The sequence below is a fragment of the Nocardioides aequoreus genome, from assembly GCF_000720335.1.
Lineage (GTDB): Bacteria > Actinomycetota > Actinomycetes > Propionibacteriales > Nocardioidaceae > Marmoricola > Marmoricola aequoreus.
On sequence record NZ_JOJN01000002.1, the window covers coordinates 182,721 to 203,541 of the forward strand.

Genomic DNA, 20,821 nt, shown 5'->3' on the forward strand with positions numbered 1-20,821 from the left:
CCCGAGCCGAAGTGCCGCGTGGTCCCGCGACGCGTGGAGACTACCGAGATACGAGACCCGAGATGTCCGGAATTGGGAAAGTCACTCGCGACTCAGTGAGCAACTTCCGCAACACGGCCTCGGCGGCATCGGTGTCGCCCAGCGCCGAGCGGTGGGCCGCGGGGAGCCGGCTCAGCACGCTCCCCGGCTCGTATAGCGTCCACACCGGGGTGCCGCTGCCGGTGTAGTCGGCCATCTTGCTCGGCACGTAGGGGTTCAGCGCGTGGTGGTCGCCGGTCGCGGCGTCGTTGACGAGGAGCACGTCGAAGCGCCGGGTCAGCGCGAGGTAGTCGAAGTAGCCGACGTACGGCCGCGCCCGGACCACGTCGGCCAGTCCGCGCCGGGCGGCCTGCACCCCCAGCTCGTGCGGCTTCGGGGTGAAGACGTGGAGCGCGAAGCGGATGCGGTCGCGCGCGTCGAGCCGTTGCAGGGCGTCGAGCAGCACGGAGAGGTCGCGGGTCGCGTAGAAGACCCCGAAGTAGGCCAGGTGCACCCGGTCGGGCTCGAGCGCGATCTCGGGCCGCCCCACGTCGTAGAGCTCGTCAGCCGGCACCGGGTGGGGCCACACCTCGCTGTGGGCGCGGGCCCGCTCCACCAGCGCCGGGTCGCCCTCGCAGTAGCCCAGCATGACGTCGCGCTGGTGCTCGTTGGTGAAGACGATCCGGTCGGCGAAGGCGTAGACCAGCCGCTCGGTGGTGTCGAAGAGGTACCTGCTGCTGGGCACCACGTAGCCCGCGTCGGCGAGGGCCGCACGCACGCGGCGTCCGGTCTCGTCGTCGTGGATCTCCGCGGCACGCTCCTGGCCGAGGGTGTCGTAGCGCAGCGGGTCGGAGAACTCCGCCGTCCACTGCAGCTCGGGGCGGCGCACCTTCACCATCGCCGCGGCGACGTGGGCGCTCACCGCCATCGCACGGCTGTAGAGCCGCTCGTAGCGCGGGCTGTCGGGGTCGCTGTCCCACTGCTCGAAGCGGCGCAGGGTCTGCTCCACGAAGTGCGCGGCCGGCGGCCAGCTGTAGAAGGACATCGGTCCTCGCACGATGTGGTGGCGCCCCAGCGCGGGCCCCACCACCTGCAGCGCGCGCGGGTCGTGGGGACGCGCCGGGCCCATGTCGACCGAGATCACGTCGGTCGCCTCACCGCTCTCGCGCAGCCGCTTGGCGGCGACCATGCCGCTGGTGTCGAGGTCCGGCGGGAAGCAGTAGCAGACGGCGAGGCTGCGGGCGAGGCCGCGGTTGACGACGTCCCACGGCACGTCGTGGGCGTCGAGCCGCCGGGCCTCCTCGACGACCCGCTCGCGCTCGTCGGGGTGGCGGCGCAGGTAGCGGTTGACCCACTGCGCCTGCCAGCGGCGCATCCGGTCGGCGACGAGAGCGACCTCCGGATCACCCTGGTCGACGCGCTGGAGGGCGGCGATGCACTCGAGCCGCTGGGTGACCTCGAAGTCGAAGCCCGCCGCCTGCCGGCCCACGCCCGTGGCACGCAGGGTGCGGACGTACGCCGTGCTCGGGTCCCCCGGGAGCACCCGCACGCGGAAGCGGCGCGCAGCGAAGATCGAGAGCCAGTAGACGTGGTCCTCCCCGCTGCGCAGCGAGGCGTCGTAGCGCGCCGACCGGGCGGTCTCGACGTCGACGAGCTTGGCGGCGTTGTAGGCGCAGACCGCCGAGATCTCGGAGACCGGCAGGGTGCGGCCCTCCACCCGCCCCAGCGCCTTGGCGATGTAGCCCTCGGGCCGGCCGCGGGTCGACCCCTGGCTCACCTGGTGCACGGGCGCGGCGACGACCACTCCGGGAGCGGCGGCGTCGAGCATGGCGCGCAGGAAGTCGCGAGCGACACTGTCGTCGTCGTCGACGAAGGTGACCCACGCGCCGCGGGCCGCCGCGAGACCCGCGTTGCGCGCGTGCCCGGCGCCGCCGACCGCCGTCTGCAGCACGCGGACGTCGAGCCCGGGATGCTCCCGGCACACCGACGCCACCACGTCGCGGGTGCCGTCGGGGGGGCCGTTGAGCACGACCAGGACCTCGAAGTCGGTGAGGGGCAGCGTCTGGGCCGCGAGCGACTCCAGGCACGCCCTCACGTGACCCGCGCCCTGGTACGTCGGCACCACTACACTGACCGCGGCGTGACGCGTCGAGGCCTGCACGGCCGGTTCCTCCGCCACTTCGCGCAGCCTCCCGTCGACTCCGGCACCGACTCCCGAAGGAGCGAGCATGACCCTAGACGACCGAGGCCCGCACGGCCGTCCGGTGGTCGGTGTCGGCCCGTCCTCGCTGGCCGCCGGCCACGCCTTCGGGCCTGACCACGACGACCTCGTGCTGGCGGCGTACGACGAGGTCGGAGCGACGCACGACCTCGACCACGCGGCGTCGGTGCACCTGCTCGTCGCGCCCGGGTGCGAGGCTGCGCTCGCGAGCCTGGTCGAGCGGCTCGGCCCGGGGAGCGACCTGACACTCGCGGCCGAGGCCGCCCACCACGACCTGCTGCTCGACCTGCTGCAGCGGCACGGCCTGGCGATCCTCGGAGTCCGCGGACGCACGCGCGGTGTCTCCTTCCACGTCGCGCCCGGGCAGCCGGACCCGGCCCGTGACCGGCTGCTGCTGCAGGCGGTCGCCGCGGCGTCGTCCGCCACGGCCGAGTTCGCCCAGCCGACCAGGGCACCCCGCCGTCAGAACGCCTCGCCCACGCCGAGCCGCGCCCGGCAGGTGCGACGTCGTACGCGTGAGGCCGCTCCCCCGCCCCGCCCCGTGCCGCCCCTGGTGCGCGCGCTCGACCGCGTGTCGGGCCTGGCGCGCGGACGCCGCCGCACCGCGGCGCTCGGCGTGCTCGGCTTCGTCGCCCTCGTGCTGCTCGTCGTCGCGCTCTTCGCCGCCACGGGCTCGGCCGCCGGGAGCAGCCTGCTGGTGCTGCTGCTGGGGGGCGGCGCCGTCGCACTCGCGGGAGCGAGCCTGCTCGGGGTGCTGCTGCTGGCCCGACAGCTGCACCGGCAGACCGCGCGCCTCGAGGAGGCGCTGAGGCAGCACGAGATCTCGCTGCGCCAGCACGAGCGCCGTATCGCCAAGCGCGACGTGGTCGCCGCCGGCGACACCGCCCTCACCCACGACTACCTCGCCGCCATCGCCGCCGCCTCGGCCGTGCAGGGCCGCGACCTCCAGATCGCCCTGGAGGACCTCGCCCGGGAGCGTCGGGCCTAGGTCTCGAGACGGTCGCTGCGCGACCTCCTCGACCACCCGGGGGTCGGCCGGCGGGCGGCGCACGGGGTCTCGAGACGGTCGCTGCGCGACCTCCTCGACCACCCGGGCGTCGGCGAGCGACCTCCTGGACCACCCGAGAGCATCGGGTGGTCGAGGAAGGCGCGCAGCGCCTGTCTCGAGACCCGGCGACCCGGGCGCGGTCTCAGACGCGGCGGTCGGCGTCCTGCCAGTACGGCGCCCGCAGGTCGCGCTTGAGGATCTTGCCGGTGGGGTTGCGGGGCAGCGCCTCGAGGAACTCCACCGACGTGGGGCACTTGTACTTCGCGAGGTGCTCGCGGCAGAAGTCGATGAGCTCGGCCTCCGTGGCGCTCTGCCCCGGGTGCAGCGAGACCACGGCCTTGACCGTCTCGCCCCAGCGGTCGTCGGGCACGCCGATGATCGCGACCTCCATGACCGCCGGGTGCTCGGCGAGCACCCGCTCGATCTCGGGGCTGTAGATGTTCTCCCCGCCGGAGATGATCATGTCCTTGAGCCGGTCCTCGACGTAGACGAAGCCGTCGGCGTCGACCTTGCCCATGTCGCCGGTGCGGAACCAGCCGTCGTCGGTGATCACCTCGGCGGTGGCCTCCGGCTTGCCGAGGTAGCCCTGCATCAGCTGCTGGGTGCGGAACCACAGCTCGCCGTGCTCCCCCACCGGGAGGTCCTCGAGGGTGGCGGGGTCGACGACGCGCACCTCGACCCCGGGGATCGGCTGCCCGGCGCTGACCAGGCGCTCGGGGTGCTCGGGGTCGCGGTGGGCCTCGGGCATCAGGTGGGTGATCACGCCGGCGACCTCGGTCAGGCCGTAGACCTGGATGAAGTCGGTGTCGGGCCAGGCCTCGATCGCGGCGCGCAGCAGCGGCAGCGGCATCGGGGCGGCGCCGTAGCAGTAGGTCTTGAGCCGCCCGAAGAGCCGGATGGCGTCGTCGCCCGACTGCAGCACCTGCGCCAGCACGGCCGGCACCAGGAAGGTGCGGTTGGCCCCCTGCATGATCGCGCCGGCCAGCGAGGCGCCGTCGGGGTCGCGGGTCATCACGCTCGGGACGCCGTCGTGGATGCCGAAGAGCACGTAGGAGGAGCCCCCGACGTGGAAGAGCGGCATGGAGACCATGTTCTTGTCGCCGGGGTCGAAGCCCCAGCCGTCGTGGGCCGCCACGGTGTGGCAGATCATGTTGGCCTGGCTGAGCATGACGCCCTTGGGGCGGCCGGTGGTGCCGGAGGAGTACATCACCAGGCAGGTGTCGTCGGGCCGGACCGCGGGGTCGCGCGGCAGCGGGGTGGCGCGGGCGAGCAGGGCCTCGTACTGGTCGCCGTGGTCGCCCTCCGGGGTCAGCTCGATGACCTCCTCGACGGCGACCAGCTTGTCGCGGATCGCGGAGATGGTGGGCAGCAGCTCGCTGCCGACGAGCAGCACCTTGGCCCCGGAGTCGTTGACGGCGTAGTCGATCTCGTCGCCGGCGAGGCGGAAGTTGATGATCGCGTTCGCCGCGCCGAGCGACGCGGCGGCGAAGGTGAGCTCGACGCAGGCCGGGTGGTTCTTGTCGAGGAAGGAGACGACGTCGCCGCGGCCGACGCCCATGGAGGCGAGCGCGCCGGCGAGGCGGCGTACGCGCTCGTCCATCTCGGCCCAGGTCCACGTGCGGCCGAGGTAGGTCATCGCCTCGGCGTCGGGCGTCGTGCGCGCCCAGTGGGCCAGCCGCTCGTCGAGGTAGCGCGGCGTGGGCAGGTCGTCGACCGGGACCTGCTGCGCGGGGATGTGGCGGGTGGTCGGTGTGGTCACGAGGTCTCCTCCGCGGGGCGCGACCCTGGCACTGGCGCTGTCAGGTCCGGTGAACTGTGACACACGCCACCACCCCCGGCAACGCTCACGCGCCCCCGAGCAGACCGGGCTCCTCGGGCTCCCCGCGCTCGCCCTCGTCACGGCGCGTGCCGAGCACCAGCGCGCTCGCCAGGACCACCAGGGCCATGCCGACCAGCTGTGTGGGGTGCAGCACCTGGCCCAGCACGAGCAGGCCCGCGACGGCGGCGACGGCGGGCTCGAGGGAGAGCAGGATCCCGAAGACGGCGGCGGCCAGGCGGCGCAGGGCGAGCAGCTCCAGGGAGTAGGGCAGCAGCGACGAGAGCACGGCGAGGCCGAGGCCGGTCGCGACGTGGCCCCACGTCCAGTCGCCGACGCCGGGCAGGCCGGCCGGCAGCACGACGACGGTCGAGACGACCAGCGCGATCGCGAGGCCGTCGAGGCCGGGGAGCTCGGCCCCGGTGCGTCCGCTCAGCACGATGTACGCCGCCCACAGCGCGCCGGCGGTGGCGGCCAGGCCGAGACCGGTCCAGCTGAGCTCGGAGAAGGGCACCGTGAGCGCCTCGGAGACCAGCACCACGCCGACCGCCGCGGCAGCCACGGCGAGGAGGTCGCGCGGCTTGCGGGAGAGCACCGCCGCCAGCAGCAGCGGCCCGAGGAACTCCACCGTCACGGCGACCCCGAGCGGGAGGTGCACCAGGGAGCTGTAGAAGGTCCAGTTCATCAGCCCGAGCGCGACGCCGAACGCCATCGCGGTCGTCCACGCCCGGCGGCTCAGCCCGCGCAGCCGCGGGCGCACGAGCGGCACGATGACGAGGGCGGCGAAGCCGATGCGCAGCATCACCGCTCCCCCCGCGCCGATCTCCGGGATCAGGGTCGCCGCGAGCGCGCCGCCGAACTGGACCGAGAAGACGCCCCCCAGCACCAGCAGCGGCGCCGGGACCCGATCGGCTGCGCGCACCACGGGCGTCACGCTAGGCCGTGGCGGGACGGCCGGTTCAGCGGGTCCGCTGCACCCGGCCCTCGTCCCAGACGGGCTCGTCGGACTCGTAGACCGAGCCGTCCTCGCCCAGGACCAGGAAGCGGTCGAAGCCGCGGGCGAACCAGCGGTCGTGCGTGACCGCGAGCACCGTGCCCTCGAAGGCCTCGAGCCCCTCCTCCAGCGCCTCGGCCGACTGCACGTCGAGGTTGTCGGTGGGCTCGTCGAGCAGCAGCAGGGTGGCGCCGGAGAGCTCGAGCAGGAGGACCTGGAAGCGCGCCTGCTGACCGCCGGAGAGCGAGTCGAAGGTCTGCTCGCCGGCGTGCGCGAGCTCGTAGCGATCGAGCGCCCGGCTCGCGGGCTCCCGGGGCAGCCCGTCGCGGTGCTCGTCACCCCGGTGCAGCACGTCGAGCAGGGTGCGCCCGCGCAGCTCCGGGTGCGCATGGGTCTGCACGAACCAGCCGGGCCGCACCCGCGCCCCGAGCCGGGCCCGCCCGGTGTGGGGCACCGGCTCGACGGTCGCGCCGCTCACCGGCAGGTGGCCCACCTCGGGGTCGCTCCCCCCGGCGGCGAGCAGCCGCAGGAAGTGCGACTTGCCCGAGCCGTTGGCCCCCAGCACGGCGACCCGCTCGCCGTACCAGACCTCGAGGTCGAAGGGACGCATCAGCCCGGTCAGCTCCAGCTGCTCGCAGACCACCGCCCGCTTGCCGGTGCGACCGCCCCGCAGCCGCATCGTCACCTGCTGCTCCCGCGGCTGGCCCTCGGGCGGGCCGGCCTCCTCGAACTTGCGGAGCCGGGTCTGCGCCGCGCGGTAGCGCGAGGCCATGCCGTCGTTGAAGGTCGCCTTCTGCTTCAGCGTGGTCACCAGCGTGCGCAGCTTGGCGTGCTCCTCCTCCCACCGCCGGGTCAGCTCCTCGAAGCGCGCGAAGCGGTCGCGGCGCGCCTCGTGGTACGACGCGAAGCCGCCGGGGTGCGTCCACGTGGTCCCGCCGGCCGGGCCCAGCTCGACGGTGACCACCCGCGTCGCGGTGCTGCTCAGCAGCTCGCGGTCGTGGCTGACGTAGAGCACGGTCTTGGGCGAGGCGGTCAGGCGCCCCTCGAGCCACCGCTTGCCCGGCACGTCGAGGTAGTTGTCGGGCTCGTCGAGCAGCAGCACCTGGTCGGGCCCGGCCAGCAGGTGCTCCAGCACCAGCCGCTTCTGCTCGCCGCCGCTGAGGGTGTCAAGGGCGCGGTACTTGGCCCGCTCGTAGCCGACGCCGAGGGCGCTGGTGCAGCACTCGTCCCAGAGCACCTCGAGGTCGTAGCCGCCGGCGTCGGCCAGCTCGCCGAGCGCCGCGGCGTACCGCATCTGGGTGGGCTCGTCGTCGGTCTCCATCAGCCGCAGCTCGAGCGCGTCGACCTCGTCGTACGCCGCCCGCACCCGCGGTGGCGCCACCGACAGCAGCAGGGCGCGGACGTCGGCCCCCTCGCCGAGCCCGGCGCCGACGTGCTGGCGCATCACCCCGAGCCCGCCGGAGCGCGTGATCGCCCCCGCGTGCGGGTCGAGCTCGCCGCTCACCAGGCGCAGCAGGGTGGTCTTGCCGGCGCCGTTGGCCCCGACCAGCGCGACCTTGTGGCCCTCGCCGACCCGGAACGACACGTCGTCCAGCAGCACCCGCCCGTCGGGCAGCTCGTAGCGCACCCCGGCCACCTCGACATGTCCCACGGGCCGCGATTCTCCCTCCCGCACCCCTCCCCCCGCACCTCCATTTCCGCCGAGAGGTCACTCCCTGACCGCCCAGGAGTCACTCCCTGACAGGCAGGGACCGATCCCGCGTCAGGCAGTGACCTCTCCCGCGTCGGGCAGTGACCTCTCGGGCGTCAGGGAGTGACCTCTCGCGCGTCAGGCAGTGACCTCTCGGCGGGTGGGTCAGCCGAGGTCGACGATGGCGGCGACGGGACCGCCGCCCTCCGGGCCCTGGTGGGCGGCGGAGACGGAGACGAAGACGGCGGGGTCGCCGGTGACGGCGGCGGCGACGCCACCGACGGCGGCCTTGATCTGGCGGTGCCAGTGCACGTCGGAGTCGTCGAGCATGGCGTTGCGCCGGCCGCGCACCTTGCCGTCGGCGCTGGTCTCGCACTTGAGGAAGAGGTTGACCACGCGACCGTCGAGGTCGGAGGTGTGGGGGCGGTCGGGGAGGTCGAGCCCGGCGGAGCGGATGGCGTCCCAGAGGCCGTCCTGGTCGAGCGCGTCCTCCATCACCGCGTGGCCGATCCGGTAGCGGCCGCCCACGCCCGTGGCGTTGCCGACCACGACGACCTGGGCGCGGTCGAGCTCCACGCCGGAGGAGCAGGAGGCGACAGCGGAGTAGAGCGAGCGGTCCTTGAGCACCTGCTCGTCGGTGGGCATGTCGATCTCGCCGAGCGCGACCGCGATGCCGAGCGCCGTACCGCCGTTGGAGACGTCCATCGAGTAGAGCGTGTCCTCGGTGAAGACCGTCTCGCCGCGCGACTTGGCGTCCTCGATGGTCGAGAGGGTCAGCAGCGGGGTCTTGGTCTGCACGTAGTGCACGTCGGCGACGTCGGTGATGCCGGCTCGCTCCATGGCGACCTTCACCGCGTCGGCGACCTTGGTGACCATCGCGGTGCGGCCGATGTCCTCGGGCAGCAGCACCTCGCTCATCGCGAAGCCGACGGTGAGGCGCTTGTCGTCGGTGGGCTCGGCGTCGGTGGTGGCGAAGATGGTGGCGTGGGGGCTGATCACGCCGTCGGTGCCACCCGACCAGACGATCGGGATCTCCTTGACGGCGGCGGGGTCGGCGCCCTTCTCGACCAGCACCTCGCGGAAGGCGCGGTCGGCGATGATGCGGGTGTAGTCGTTGACGCCGCCGTTGCCCTCGGTCTTGCCGATGATGGCGATGACGCGGTCGGCGGCGATCACGCCGTCGTCGATCAGCTTGGTCAGCTCGCTGGCGTCGGCGACGGAGTGGATCGGGACCTTGCGGACCTCGATGGCCTGGGGCATGGGAGTTCCTCTCTTCGGTGGGTCTACTGGGCAGCGCCGACGACGGTGCCGGCGCCGGCCTCGACGGCGGCGACGATGTCGTCCAGGGCGCAGATGACGGCGTGGTCGCCGCCGCGCTCGGCGAAGCGCAGGATCGCCTCGACCTTCGGCCCCATCGAGCCGGAGCCGAACTCCCCCTGGGCCGCGAGGTCGCGCAGCTCGCGCTGCGTCACCTGGCCCAGGGGACGCGCGTCGGGGGTGCCGTAGCCGACCACGACGTGGGGCACGTCGGTGGCGATCACGAGCACGTCGGCGGCGACCGCCTCGGCGAGCAGGGCGGCGCCGAGGTCCTTGTCGATCACGGCCTCGACGCCGCGCAGCGAGCCGTCGTCGTCGCGGACGACGGGGATGCCGCCGCCACCGTTGGCGATGACCACGAAGCCGGCCTCGACCAGCGCGTGCACGGCGCCCGCGTCGACGATCTCGCGCGGCTCGGGCGACGCGACGACGCGTCGCCAGCCCCGCTCGCCGCGGTCCTCCCAGGTCTCGCCGTGCTCCACCATGACCGCGGCCTCGTCGGTGGAGACGTAGCGGCCCACGGGCTTGGAGGGGTGCGCGAAGCCGGGGTCGGCGGGGTCGACGACCGCGCGCGTGACCACGGCCGCCGTACGCCGCTGCACGCCGTGGCGGGCGAGCGCGGCCTCGAGCGCGTCCATCAGCACGAAGCCGAGCGTCGCCTGGGTCTGCGCGACGCACCAGTCGAGCGGCACCGGGGGCACGACGGCCGCCGCGAGCTGGTTCTTCACCAGCAGGTTGCCGACCTGGGGGCCGTTGCCGTGGGTGATGACGACCTCGACGTCGTCCTGCAGCAGCTGCGCGACCGCCTCCATCGCCACCGCCGCGGCGGCGAGCTGGTCCTCCGGCCGCGCGCGACCGTCGGCGCCGGTCATCGCGTTGCCGCCCAGCGCGAGCAGCACCCTGCGTCGCGGCTCTCCCATGTCGACCGACCCTAGGGAGCCGCGGGCGGTGCGGTCGTCGTCGCGGGTCACGAGGAAACCCCGCCGCCCCTGGCACAACCTGCCAAGAGGCCGGCCAGCACCCGGGTGCCCACCGGGAGCCCGTGGTCGTCGTAGGAGGCGAACATCGCGCCCAGCCACTCCCGCTCCCGAGCCGGGAGGGCCGCGCCGTCCCACTCCCCCCGCCTCGCGTCGACGCCCGCCTCGGCCGCCAGCTCCGCGACGCTGGCCTCCCGCGTGGCCAGCTCGTAGGTCGCGCCCACGTGACCGTCGTCGAGCAGCACAGCCGCCGCGGCGGCGCCGAGGTCGGCGAGGTCGAGGAAGCCGAAGCGGGCGTGCACGTCGTACGGCACCACCACGTCGGCGGAGAGGTCGAGGTTCTGCAGGTAGGCGCCGGGCTGCAGCACCGTCCAGGCCAGCCCGGAGCGGCGCACCAGGTCCTCGCTCACGGCCTTGCCCAGGTGGTGCGGCATCGCGGGGGCGTACGGCGAGGCGACCGAGTGGTAGACCACGCGCCCCACCCCGGCCTCGCGCAGCGCGTCGAGCCAGCCGGCGACGAGCGCGGGCTCGTCGGGGTGCAGGTTGGGCGCCACGAGGTACGCCGCCGCGCAGCCGGCGAGGCGGTCGGGCAGCCGGTCGGCCCGGCCGAGCGGCCGCGGGGTCGCGCCGCGTGCCTCCAGCGCCGCCGCCACGGCCCGCCCGGTCTTGCCGTGGCCGCCCAGCAGCGCGACGACCGTCACCGGACCAGGTCCACCTCGGCGTGGGCCGCGCCGCCGGCCAGCGCGGCGTACCCCGGGCCGCGGTCGAAGAAGGCCTCGCTCGCGGCGGGCCGCGAGGCGCGCTCGGCGAGCGTCGCCGACTCGTCGAAGGACAGGTCGCCGGCCTCCAGGGAGCCGGTCAGCACCACGCCGTAGTCGGCCAGCGCCGCCTCGGGCGAGACCTTGCGCCAGACCACGTCGCGCACCACGAGCGCCGGGTCGCGCTGCAGCGGGTCGCCCCAGCCGCCACCGCCCGTGGTCCGGATGCGGATGACCTCCCCGGCCGTGACCGGCTCGGCGTCGGCCAGGGCGTCGACCTCGCGCTCGCGCGGCCCGCCCGGGTCGATGACGACCTGGAAGGGCTTGCCCGCCCGGCCGCCCCTGACGCCCCAGCAGGCGAGGATCGACCGGTCGGCGATCGACATGAAGTGGCCGTCCTTGAGCATCCGGACGTGCTTCTCGTAGCCGAGGCCGCCGCGGAACTGCCCGGCGCCGCCGCTGTCGACGGCCAGCGAGAGCGACTCGACCCGGAAGGGGAAGCGCGCCTCGGTGAACTCGGTGGGCAGGTTGCGGCTGTCGGGCACCACGTGGATGGTGTCCTCCCCGTCGGCGTAGTAGCGACCGCCCGAGCCGCCCCCCAGCACCTCGCGCATCAGGTAGGGCCGGCCCTCGTGGTCCTCGCCGTAGACGCCGGTGTAGCGGATCGTCTCCTGGTCGGCGGGCATCCTGCCGTCGACGGCCTTGGCGACGACGCCGGCGAGCACCCCGAGCAGCCGCAGGATCACGAAGGTGCGGGCGTTGGTCGGCGCCGGGAAGACCGGCGTGAGCAGCGTGCCGGGCGGCGGGAAGCGCATCTCGATGAGCGGCACGATGCCCTCGTTGACGTCGAGCTCGGCCATCCGCTCGGGGCTCTCGGCGAGGTTGCGCAGGATCGGGGCGAGCCACTTCTTGAGGAAGACGCCGTCGCTGTAGTCGCCGCAGTGGTTGATGGGGCCCTTCGCCTGGGGCGAGGTGCCGGCGAAGTCGAGCACCAGCCGCTCCCCGTCGGGGTCGTCGGCCGCCGTGCGCGTGAGCGTGATCCGCTGCGTGTGCAGCTGCGGCTCGTCGACGCCGTCGTGCTCGGCGTAGTCCTCCCACACCCAGGAGCCGACCGGGATCTGCGAGAGGATCTCGCGCCGGTAGGTCTCGGTGGTGCGGCTGATGATGGCGTCGAAGCACGACTCGACGGTCTCGACGCCGTAGCGGTCGAAGAGCTCGCCGAGACGGCGCGCCCCCATCAGGCAGGCCGAGCACTCCGCGTCGAGGTCGGCGGCCAAGGACTCCGGCATCCGCGAGTTGCGGGTCATGATGGCGAGGGCGGCACGGTTGGGCACCCCGGCGTCCCAGAGCCGGATGGGCGGCACCATCAGCCCTTCCTCGAAGACGCTGGTGGCGTTGCTCGGCATCGAGCCGGGCACGGCGCCGCCGATGTCATCGTGGTGGCCGAAGGCCTGCACGAAGGCGACCACGCGGCGGTCGTCGTCGGGGCCGCTGAAGACGGGCACGGTGACGCAGAGGTCCGGCAGGTGGCCGATGCCGCCCTCGGAGCGGTAGACGTCGTTGTGGAAGAAGACGTCGCCCTCGCGCATCTCCTCGATCGGGAAGTCGCGCGCGACCGGGTGCACCAGCGCGGAGTAGGACCGCCCGGTCAGCTTGCGCAGCAGCCGGTCGTGGATGCCGGCGCGGAAGTCGTGCGCGTCGCGGATCATCGGGCTGCGGCTGGTGCGCGCGATGGCCGTCTCGACCTCCATCTCGACGCTGGCCAGCGAGCCCTGCACGATCTCGACCAGCACCGGGTCGGCGCTGGCCCCGGCGTCGTCGGTGAGGTGGCCGAAGGGGAAGTCGGTCGGTGCGCGCCTGCTGTCGCTCGTCACTGGTCGGCCTTCCTGGTCACGATGATGTTGAGGTGGTCGTCGACGCGGGCGGTGAAGCCCGGGTGCAGCGGCACCGTGGAGCCGAACTCCTCGATCACCGCCGGACCGTCGACCACGGCACCGGGGGCGAGGTCGGCCCGCCAGTAGAGCGGCGTCGACGACCAGCCCTCGGCCGCGTCAAAGCACACCTCCCGCTCCCCCCGCGGTACGACGCTGCCGTCGCCACTGGCGTGCTTGCGGATCTCGGGGCGCTGGATCGGGCCGACGCCGGAGACCCGCAGGTTGACCCACTCGACCTGCTGGCCGGCGTCGTCGGCGAAGTCGTAGCCGTAGAGGCCACGGTGCTCGGCGTGGAAGCGCCGGGCCACCTCGTCGAGCAGCGCCCGGTCGACGTCGCCCTCGGGCACGGCCACGCGCACCTCGAAGGCCTGCCCGAAGTAGCGCAGGTCGGCGGTGCGGACGAAGTGGTGCTGCTCGGGCGCGAAGCCCTCCTTGGCCAGCGCCCCGGCCGCCTGCGTCGCGAGGTCGTCGTACACCGCGGCCACGTCGCCCGGCTCGAGCGACTCGGCGAGCGAGACGTGGGTCTGCACGTAGTCGTTCTTGACGTCGACGGTGAGCAGGCCGAAGGCGGAGACGTTGCCCGGGTCGGGCGGCACCAGCACCGCCTCGAGCCCGAGGATGTCGACGAGCCGGCACAGCAGCAGCGAGCCGGAGCCGCCGAAGGTGACCAGCGTGAAGTCGCGGACGTCGAGGCCGCGCTTGACCGTGACCTGGCGCAGCGCGTTGGCCTGGTTCCACGCCGAGATCTCCAGCACCCCGCTCGCGCAGGCCTCCGGGGCCAGCTCGAGCCGCGCCGCGAGCTCCTCGACGCCGGTGCGCGCCGCCTCGACGTCGAGCGGGATCTCGCCGCCGAGCAGATGCGGGGGGATCCGGCCGAGGAAGACGTGGGCGTCGGTGATGGTGACGTCGGCGCCGCCCTTGCCGTAGCAGAGCGGGCCGGGGTCGGCGCCGGCCGACTGCGGCCCCACCTTGAGCGTGCCCTCGGGCGAGAGCCAGGCGATCGAGCCGCCGCCCGCCCCCACCGTGACCACGTCGATCATCGGGATCTTGGACGGGAAGGCGCCCACCGAGCCCTCGGTGGTCAGGGTCGGCTCGCCGTCGATGACCACGCTGACGTCGGTCGAGGTGCCGCCGCCGTCGGAGGTGAGCACCTTGTCGAAGCCCGCGACCTGCGCGATCAGGGCCGCGCCCAGCGCGCCCGCGGCCGGGCCCGAGAGCACGGTGGTGATCGGCTGGTGCACGACCTCGTCGGCGCTCAGCACGCCGCCGTTGCTCTTCATCACGTAGAAGGGCAGCTCGCGGTCGTCGTACGACGTCAGCCGCGCCTTGATGTTGTTGACGTACGCCGAGAGCCGCGGCTTGACCGCCGCATCGACGAGCGTCGTCATCGCCCGCTCGTACTCCCGGTACTCCCGCAGCACCTGGCTGGAGAGCGAGACCACGGCGTCGGGGTGCTCCTCGGCGAGCACCGCGCGCATCCGCTCCTCGTGCTCGGGGTTGGCGTAGGCGTGCAGGAAGCAGACGCCGAGCGTCGTGACCCCTTGCGCGCGGTACCACCGCGCCACCTCGCGGGCGCCCTCCTCGTCGAAGGGCCGGACCTCGCTGCCGTCGACGGCGAGCCGCCCCTCGACGCCGCGGACCAGGTCGCGGGGCACGATGCGCGACGGCTTGACCCAGAAGTAGGAGTTGCCGTAGCCGTCGGGCACGGACTGCCGAGCGATCTCCAGCATCGCCTCGTAGCCGGTGTTGGTGACGAAGCCCAGCCGGTCGACCTTGCCCTCGAGCAGCTGGTTGGTCGCGACCGTGGTGCCGTGACTGACCGCCTCGATCGCCGAGCCGTCGGCCCCCAGCAGCCCGAGCACCTTGTCGATGCCGGCCAGGAAGCCGTCGGCCGGGTTGCTCGGGGTCGAGGGCGTCTTGGTGGTGACGATCTCCCCCGACGTCTCGTCGAAGGCCACCACGTCGGTGAAGGTGCCGCCCGTGTCGATGCCGATCCTGATGCGCTGGCTCACGACGTCGATTCAACCGACCCCCACGCGCCCGGTCCACGGCGAACCTTGCTGAGGGGGCGGCCTACGCGTGCCAACTTCTGCCAGTGGGGTGCGTGCGCCGCCGGCGTGGCCGGCGTGGCTTTCCGCGGGGAAAGACCTCCGCGCTCGCGTTTCCGCGCCGAAGGCACCCGACACGCCGACGTACGACGATCCGATCGCGCGGAAACCGTTGTCGAGGTGCTTTCCCCGCGGAAAGTCCGCGCTCAGCCGGCCAGCGCCTCCACGGCCGCGGCGACCTCGAGCAGGCGCCGGTCGTGGCCGTGGGGGGCGACGAGCTGGAGGCCGACGGGGAGGCCGTCGCGGGTGCGACCGAAGGGCACGGAGACGGCCGGGCAGCCGGTGACGGTGATGACGTACGCCGCGCGCATCCAGTCGAGGTAGGACGACGTCGGCTCGCCGTTGATCTCGGTGGGGAACTCCTGGTCGGCCGGGAAGGGCGGGACCTGGGAGGCCGGCAGCACCAGCACGTCGTGGTTGGCGAAGAACTCGCGCATCCGCTCCGCGAGCGCCGTGCGCTGGGTGTAGCCCCGGGCGACGTCGGCGCCGGTGAGGTCGGCACCGGCCCGGATGTTGTCGGCCAGCGAGGCCTTGAAGGCGTCGGGGTGGGCCTCGAGCAGCGGGCCGAGCTTGGCTTGGAAGTGCCAGGCGCGCAGCGTGCGGAAGGTGTCGTCGGCCTCGGGCAGCGAGGGGTGCGCGTCGGAGACGACGGCCCCGGCCCTCGCCAGCACCCCGGCCGAGGCGTCGACGACCGCGGCCACCTCGTGGTCGACCTCGAGCGCGCCGCCGAGCGTGGGCGACACCGCGACCCGTACGCCGTCGAGGCTCCCCCGCAGCGGCGGCGCGAAGAGCACGCCCGGATCGCCTAGCGCGAGCGGCGCCCGGGGGTCGGGACCGGCCATCACGGAGAGCAGCAGCGCGAGGTCACCGACGTTGCGGGCCATCGGACCGCCCACCGAGGTCGACTCCCACTGGTTGTACAGCGGCCACTCGGGCACCCGGCCGAGCGAGGGCCGCAGCCCCACCACGCCGCAAAACGAGGCGGGGTTGCGCAGCGAGCCGCCCATGTCGGAGCCGTCGGCGAGCGGCACCATGCCCGAGGCGAGCGCGCACGCCGCACCGCCCGAGGAGCCCCCCGCCGACCGGGTCGGGTCGACCGGGTTCAGCGTGGTGCCGAAGACGGTGTTGAAGGTGTGCGATCCGGCGGCGAACTCCGGCACGTTGGTGCGGCCCAGCACCACCACGCCCGCGCGGCGTACCCGCTCGACGATCAGCTCGTCGCGCTCGGGCACGTGGTCGACCCGCAGCGGCGAGCCGTAGGTCGTGCGCCACCCCGCCACCTCGTGGGTGTCCTTGAAGGCGAAGGGCAGGCCGTGCAGCGGACCGACGTCGGCGCCCAGGGCAAGCGCCTCGTCGGCGGCCGCGGCCCCAGCGCGGGCGCGCTCCTCGTCGAGCGAGACGATCGCGTTGAGCTGCGGGTTGCGCTCCGCGATGCGGGCGAGGTGGAGGTCCATCAGCTCGCGCGCGGAGACCTCGCGGCGGCGTACGGCGTCCGCCTGCTCGCGGGCCGTCGACTCGACCGACAGCGTCATCGTCGACGGCCCAGCACGGCGCCGGCGACGACGCCGAGCAGCACCAGCCCGGCGCCCACGCCGACCCCGCGGTAGAAGTCCTGCGAGACCCCCGCGGACGACGTCGGGGCAGCCGGGGCGGTGAAGACGCCGGGCGAGGTCTCGACGGCCCGGGCGGTCGCGACAGGCTCGACCGGCGCGCCGGGTGAGACGGGCGCGGCCGAGGGGGTGGCTTGCCCGATGGCTCCGGCGACGTTGCCGAAGAACTCCGCGGCCATCCGCTTGGAGACCGAGGCGAGTATCCGCTGGCCGACGCCGCCCACCATGCCGCCCACCGTGGCGTCGGCCTCGTAGCTGATCCGGGTGCCCTCGGCGCCGAGGTCCTCGAAGGCGACGTCGACGGCGGCGTCGATGGTGCCCGGTGCTCCGGCCCCGCTGAGCCGCATCACCAGCGACTCGTGCTTGCGCAGGTCCGAGAGCGCGCAGGACCCGGCGTAGGTGCCCTTGATCGCCGCCACGCCCGCGGTGACGGTCATGGCGTACTCGTCGGGGCCGGTGGTCTCGAGCCGCTCGCAGCCCGGGATCGTCGCGACCAGGACGCGGGGGTCGAGCAGCGCGTCCCAGACCTCGCCGACCGGGTGGGCGACGACGTTGCTGCCGGAGATCTTCATCGGGGGTGCTCCTGGGAGAGTCGCAGGGTGTGCAGGTCGGAGGGCGAGATCGGCATCGCGCGGATGGCGAGGCCCTCGGCGTCCTCGATCGCCGCGGCGAAGACCGCCGCCGACGGGATGACGCCGGCCTCGCCGGCGCCCTTGATGCCCAGCGGGTTGAGCGGCGAGGGCGTCTCGAGGTGGTCGATGTCGATGCCGTCGGGGATCTCGGTGACGTAGGGCATCAGGAAGTCCATGAAGGAGGCGTTGAGCAGCTGGCCGGACTCGTCGTAGGCCATCCGCTCGTAGAGCGCGCCCCCGATGCCCTGCGCGACGCCGCCGTGGATCTGGCCCTCGACGATCATCGGGTTGATCAGGTGGCCGCAGTCGTGCACCACGGCGTACTTCAGGATCGTGACCTCGGCGGTCTCCGGGTCGGTCTCGACGATCACGGCGTGCATGCCCGAGGCGAAGGTGGCGCGCGGCGGCGAGTAGAAGTCCTTGCCCTCCAGGCCCGGCTCCTCGTCCTCGGGCACCGGCGGCAAGCTGTTGTCGCCGACGGAGAACTGCGTGGCCGCCTTGGAGGCCTCGTCGAAGGCGTAGCGCAGCGGGTTGGAGAGCACCGAGACGGTGCCGAGGTCGATCGCGCTGTCGGGCGCGCCCTTGACCGAGACCACGCCGTCGACGATCTGCAGGTCGGCGGGGTCGGCCTCCAGGGCGTCGGCGGCGATCCGCAGCGCCTTCTCCTTCGCGCGCCGGGCGGCCAGGTGCACCGCCGAGCCGCTCATCACCGCGGCGCGCGAGGCGTAGGTGCCCACGGCGTACGGCATCCGCCGGGTGTCGCCGGTGACCACCTCGACGTCCTCGAAGCGCACCCCGAGCTCGTCGGCCACCAGCTGCGCGAAGACGGTGGCGTGGCCCTGGCCCTGCGTGGTGAGCCCGGTGGCGACCTTGACCTTGCCACTGGTCTCGACGTGCACGTGGGCACCCTCGTAGGGGCCGACGCCGGTGCCCTCGACGTAGCAGGCGAGGCCGATGCCGACCCGGCGTCCCTGCGCGGCCATCTCGCGCTGGTAGGCGGGGAAGTCGTCCCAGCCGACCAGCTCCTTGAGCTTCTCCAGCGACGCGGGGTAGTCGCCGGAGTCGTACTCCAGCTCGCGGCCGTCCTGGAAGACCAGGCCGTGGTCGTAGGGGAACTCGTCTGGCTGGATGAAGTTGGCGGCACGCACCTCGGTGCGGTCCTTGCCGAGGTACGCCGCCACGGCGTCCATCGTGCGCTCCATCGCGTAGCAGCCCTGCGGCCGGCCGGCGCCGCGGTAGGGCGTGACGATGACGGTGTTGGTGTAGAGCGACTCGAAGACGACCCGGTAGGCGCCGGGCTTGTAGGGCCCGAGCAGCTGCGTGGAGGTGATGATCGGGACGATCAGGCCGTACGGCGTGTAGGCGCCGTTGTCGTGCCAGAACTCCACGTCGAGCCCGAGCACGCGGCCGTCGTCGTCGAAGCCGACCTCGACGTGCTGCACCTGCCCGCGCTCGTGCGCGGAGGAGATGAAGTGCTCGCGGCGGTCCTCGGTGAACTTCACCGGCCGGCCGAGCGCCCGGGCGGCGTACGGCACGAGCAGCTCCTCGGGCCACGGGTGCACCACCTTGACGCCGAAGCCGCCGCCCACGTCGGGGGTGATCACGTCGACCTGGCCGAGGTCGAGGCCGAGCTTGACGGCCACGGCCGCGCGGACGCCGGTGGAGGTCTGCGTGGAGGTCCACAGCTGCAGCCGGTCGAGGTCGGGCTCCCAGCGCGCGACCGTGCCGCGGCCCTCCAGCGGCATGCACGCGCTGCGCTCGATGGTGAGGTCGAGCTCGAGGCGGTGCGGAGCCGCGGCGATCGCGGCGCGCGCGTCGCCGACCTCCTGCTCCAGCCGCGCCGCGAGGTTGCCGGGCACGTCGTCGTGCACCAGCCGCTCGCCGGCGCGAGCCGCCTCGAGGCCGACCACGGGCGGCAGCACGTCGTAGGTCACGACGATGCGGGCGACGGCGTCCTCCGCGACGTAGCGGTCGTCGGCCACCACGAAGGCGATGGCCTCGCCGACGTAGTTGACCTCGTCCTTGGCCAGGGCGTGCTGCGTGCGGCCGTGGGTCAGCGCCGGGTGCGGGATCAGCAGCGGCAGCGGCTCGGCCATGGGGCCGGTCAGGTCGTCGTGGGTGTAGACGGCGTGCACGCCGTCGAGGTCGAGCACCGCCTCCACGTCGATGTCGAGGATGCGGGCGTGCGCGTGGGGGCTGCGCAGCACCGCGGCGTGCAGCGTGCCGGGACCGGTGTCGACGTCGTCGACGTAGCGGCCGAGGCCGCGCAGGAAGCGCTGGTCCTCGACCCGCTGCACCGGCTGGCCCATCAGCTTGGTGCTCACGACCGCTCCACCTGCCCCTGTCCGGCCGGTCCCTGAGCCTGTCCTGCCGGTCCCTGAGCCTGTCGAAGGGCGGCGGCCCGCTCGACCGCCTTGACGATGTTCTGGTAGCCGGTGCAGCGGCACAGGTTGCCCGCGACCATCTCGCGGGCCTCCTCGTGCGTCGGGGAGGGGTTGTCGCGCAGCCCGGCGTGGATGGTGGTCAGGAAGCCCGGGGTGCAGAAGCCGCACTGCAGGCCGTGGCACTCCGCGAAGGCCTGCTGCACGGGGCCGAGCGAGCCGTCGGGCTCGGTGAGCCCCTCCACGGTGGTGATCTCGTGGTCGGCCGCCGTCACGGCGAGGACGAGGCAGGCGCGGGTGGGCGCCCCGTCGAGCAGGACGGTGCACGCGCCGCAGACGCCGTGCTCGCAGCCGACGTGGGTGCCGGTGAGCCCGAGGTCGTGGCGCAGCGCGTCGGAGAGCAGCCGCCGGGCCGGCACCCGCAGCTCGTGCGCGGCGCCGTTGACGGTGAGCCGGATCTCGTGGAGCTGCTCGGTCATCTCGCCTCCTGCTGGTCGTGGGCCGCGGCGTGGCTGCGGGCGGCCGCGACCACCCGGGCGGTGAGCACGCGCACCAGCTGGGCGCGGTAGGTCGCGGTGGCGTGGATGTCGTCCATCGGCTCGAGCCGGGCGAGCGCCGCCTCCCCCAGCTCGTCGTCGGGTACGCCGGTGAGGTCGACGACGGTGGGCACGTCGCTGACCGAGAGGTAGCCGACCCGCACCGCGTCGCCGTCGACCAGGGCGGCGGCCCCGGCCATCGCGTAGTCGCCGTGGCGACGGGCGATCTCGTCGAAGGCGACGCCGGCCCCCGGGGCGAGCGCGGGGAAGAGCGCCGAGACCGCGACCTCGTCGTGGGCCAGCGAGCTCTCGAGCGGACCGAGGTAGAGGTCGTCGGCCGCGATGGTGCGGCGTCCGGCGCTGCCCTCGACCTCGACCGAGCCCCCGAGCAGGCGCAGGACCACCGGCATCTCGGCGGCGGCGTCGGCGTGCACGAGCGAGCCGACCGTGGTGCCGCGGTTGCGGATGGTCGCGTGGGCCACGTGGGCCAGCGCCAGGCTCACCAGCGGCTGCACGCGGCGTACGTCGTCGGAGTCGAGCACGGCGGCGTGCCGCGCCAGGGCCCCGACCCGCACGCCGGTCTCCTCGACGGTGACGTCGGCCAGGCCGGGGACCTCGTTGATGTCGACGAGGAGCGACGGCGCGGCCAGCCGCATGGAGAGCAGCGGGACCAGGCTCTGGCCGCCCGCCAGCACCTTCGCGCCGGGGTCGCCCGCCAGGGCGGAGACCGCCTCGGCGACCGACGCGGCCCGGACGTAGTCGAAGGGGGCGGGCTTCACCG

At 73.8% G+C, this 20,821-nt stretch carries 15 protein-coding genes; 1 reads left to right on the plus strand and 14 read right to left on the minus strand.

The features are described 5' to 3' along the window. Positions 1–40: 40 nt before the first annotated feature. A complete protein-coding gene (locus IG63_RS21255) occupies positions 41–2,179 on the minus strand; it encodes a glycosyltransferase (RefSeq protein ID WP_169741752.1) in 2,139 nt (712 codons plus the stop codon). 67 nt (positions 2,180–2,246) lie between these two features. Between IG63_RS21255 and IG63_RS0103405 the strand changes: the two genes are divergently transcribed. Continuing rightward, entirely contained in the window at positions 2,247–3,227 is a 981-nt protein-coding gene (locus tag IG63_RS0103405) for a hypothetical protein (RefSeq protein WP_157210007.1), read from the plus strand. A 202-nt stretch (positions 3,228–3,429) separates the two neighbouring features. On the opposite strand, the gene IG63_RS0103410 is transcribed toward IG63_RS0103405, so the two are convergent. From IG63_RS0103410 to IG63_RS0103470, 13 genes are all read right to left on the minus strand, one after another. Then, positions 3,430–5,046, minus strand: a complete 1,617-nt coding sequence (locus tag IG63_RS0103410; RefSeq protein ID WP_211249183.1) for a long-chain-fatty-acid--CoA ligase — start codon at positions 5,044–5,046, stop codon at positions 3,430–3,432. A gap of 85 nt (positions 5,047–5,131) precedes the next feature. Continuing rightward, on the minus strand, positions 5,132–6,028 hold the full coding sequence (locus IG63_RS0103415) for an EamA family transporter (RefSeq protein ID WP_245604290.1): 897 nt from the start codon (positions 6,026–6,028) through the stop codon (positions 5,132–5,134). Positions 6,029–6,062: 34 nt separating this feature from the next. Beyond that, complete coding sequence (locus tag IG63_RS0103420) at positions 6,063–7,748, minus strand: ABC-F family ATP-binding cassette domain-containing protein (RefSeq protein WP_030482981.1); 1,686 nt, start codon at positions 7,746–7,748, stop codon at positions 6,063–6,065. Between the two features lie 204 nt (positions 7,749–7,952). Further along, the gene (gene bar / locus IG63_RS0103425; RefSeq protein ID WP_030482982.1) at positions 7,953–9,047 is read right to left on the minus strand and encodes a barbiturase; all 1,095 of its coding nucleotides are present in this window, start codon (positions 9,045–9,047) and stop codon (positions 7,953–7,955) included. A 23-nt stretch (positions 9,048–9,070) separates the two neighbouring features. Continuing rightward, complete coding sequence (locus IG63_RS0103430; protein WP_245604292.1) at positions 9,071–10,075, minus strand: carbamate kinase; 1,005 nt, start codon at positions 10,073–10,075, stop codon at positions 9,071–9,073. Continuing rightward, a complete protein-coding gene (locus IG63_RS0103435; protein ID WP_051706115.1) occupies positions 10,072–10,782 on the minus strand; it encodes an SDR family oxidoreductase in 711 nt (236 codons plus the stop codon). The genes IG63_RS0103430 and IG63_RS0103435 overlap by 4 nt, the downstream gene beginning before the upstream one ends. Beyond that, a complete protein-coding gene (locus IG63_RS0103440; protein ID WP_030482985.1) occupies positions 10,779–12,713 on the minus strand; it encodes a hydantoinase B/oxoprolinase family protein in 1,935 nt (644 codons plus the stop codon). Before IG63_RS0103440 ends, IG63_RS0103435 begins: the two co-directional genes overlap by 4 nt. Next, positions 12,710–14,785 (minus strand): hydantoinase/oxoprolinase family protein, encoded by a 2,076-nt coding sequence (locus IG63_RS0103445; RefSeq protein ID WP_030482986.1) that lies wholly within the window; start codon positions 14,783–14,785, stop codon positions 12,710–12,712. Before IG63_RS0103445 ends, IG63_RS0103440 begins: the two co-directional genes overlap by 4 nt. A gap of 242 nt (positions 14,786–15,027) precedes the next feature. Then, a complete protein-coding gene (locus IG63_RS0103450) occupies positions 15,028–16,413 on the minus strand; it encodes an amidase (RefSeq protein ID WP_030482987.1) in 1,386 nt (461 codons plus the stop codon). Continuing rightward, complete coding sequence (locus tag IG63_RS0103455; protein WP_030482988.1) at positions 16,410–17,063, minus strand: SRPBCC family protein; 654 nt, start codon at positions 17,061–17,063, stop codon at positions 16,410–16,412. Before IG63_RS0103455 ends, IG63_RS0103450 begins: the two co-directional genes overlap by 4 nt. Continuing rightward, positions 17,060–19,447, minus strand: coding sequence for an aerobic carbon-monoxide dehydrogenase large subunit (cutA, locus tag IG63_RS0103460; protein ID WP_030482989.1), 2,388 nt, complete (start codon positions 19,445–19,447; stop codon positions 17,060–17,062). Before cutA ends, IG63_RS0103455 begins: the two co-directional genes overlap by 4 nt. After that, positions 19,444–19,983, minus strand: a complete 540-nt coding sequence (locus IG63_RS0103465) for a (2Fe-2S)-binding protein (protein ID WP_030482990.1) — start codon at positions 19,981–19,983, stop codon at positions 19,444–19,446. The genes cutA and IG63_RS0103465 overlap by 4 nt, the downstream gene beginning before the upstream one ends. Further along, positions 19,980–20,819 carry an FAD binding domain-containing protein gene (locus tag IG63_RS0103470; protein ID WP_030482991.1) on the minus strand — a complete coding sequence of 280 codons (840 nt, stop codon included), beginning with the start codon at positions 20,817–20,819 and terminating at the stop codon, positions 19,980–19,982. Before IG63_RS0103470 ends, IG63_RS0103465 begins: the two co-directional genes overlap by 4 nt. Positions 20,820–20,821 lie beyond the last annotated feature (2 nt).

Excerpts from the sequence above, each read along its gene's own strand:
- IG63_RS0103450 (WP_030482987.1), bottom strand. The coding sequence starts at position 16,413 with ATGACGCTGTCGGTCGAGTCGACGGCCCGCGAGCAGGCGGACGCCGTA.
- IG63_RS0103465 (WP_030482990.1), bottom strand. The coding sequence starts at position 19,983 with ATGACCGAGCAGCTCCACGAGATCCGGCTCACCGTCAACGGCGCCGCG.
- IG63_RS0103405 (WP_157210007.1), top strand. The coding sequence starts at position 2,247 with ATGACCCTAGACGACCGAGGCCCGCACGGCCGTCCGGTGGTCGGTGTC.
- IG63_RS0103455 (WP_030482988.1), bottom strand. The coding sequence starts at position 17,063 with ATGAAGATCTCCGGCAGCAACGTCGTCGCCCACCCGGTCGGCGAGGTC.
- bar (WP_030482982.1), bottom strand. The coding sequence starts at position 9,047 with ATGCCCCAGGCCATCGAGGTCCGCAAGGTCCCGATCCACTCCGTCGCC.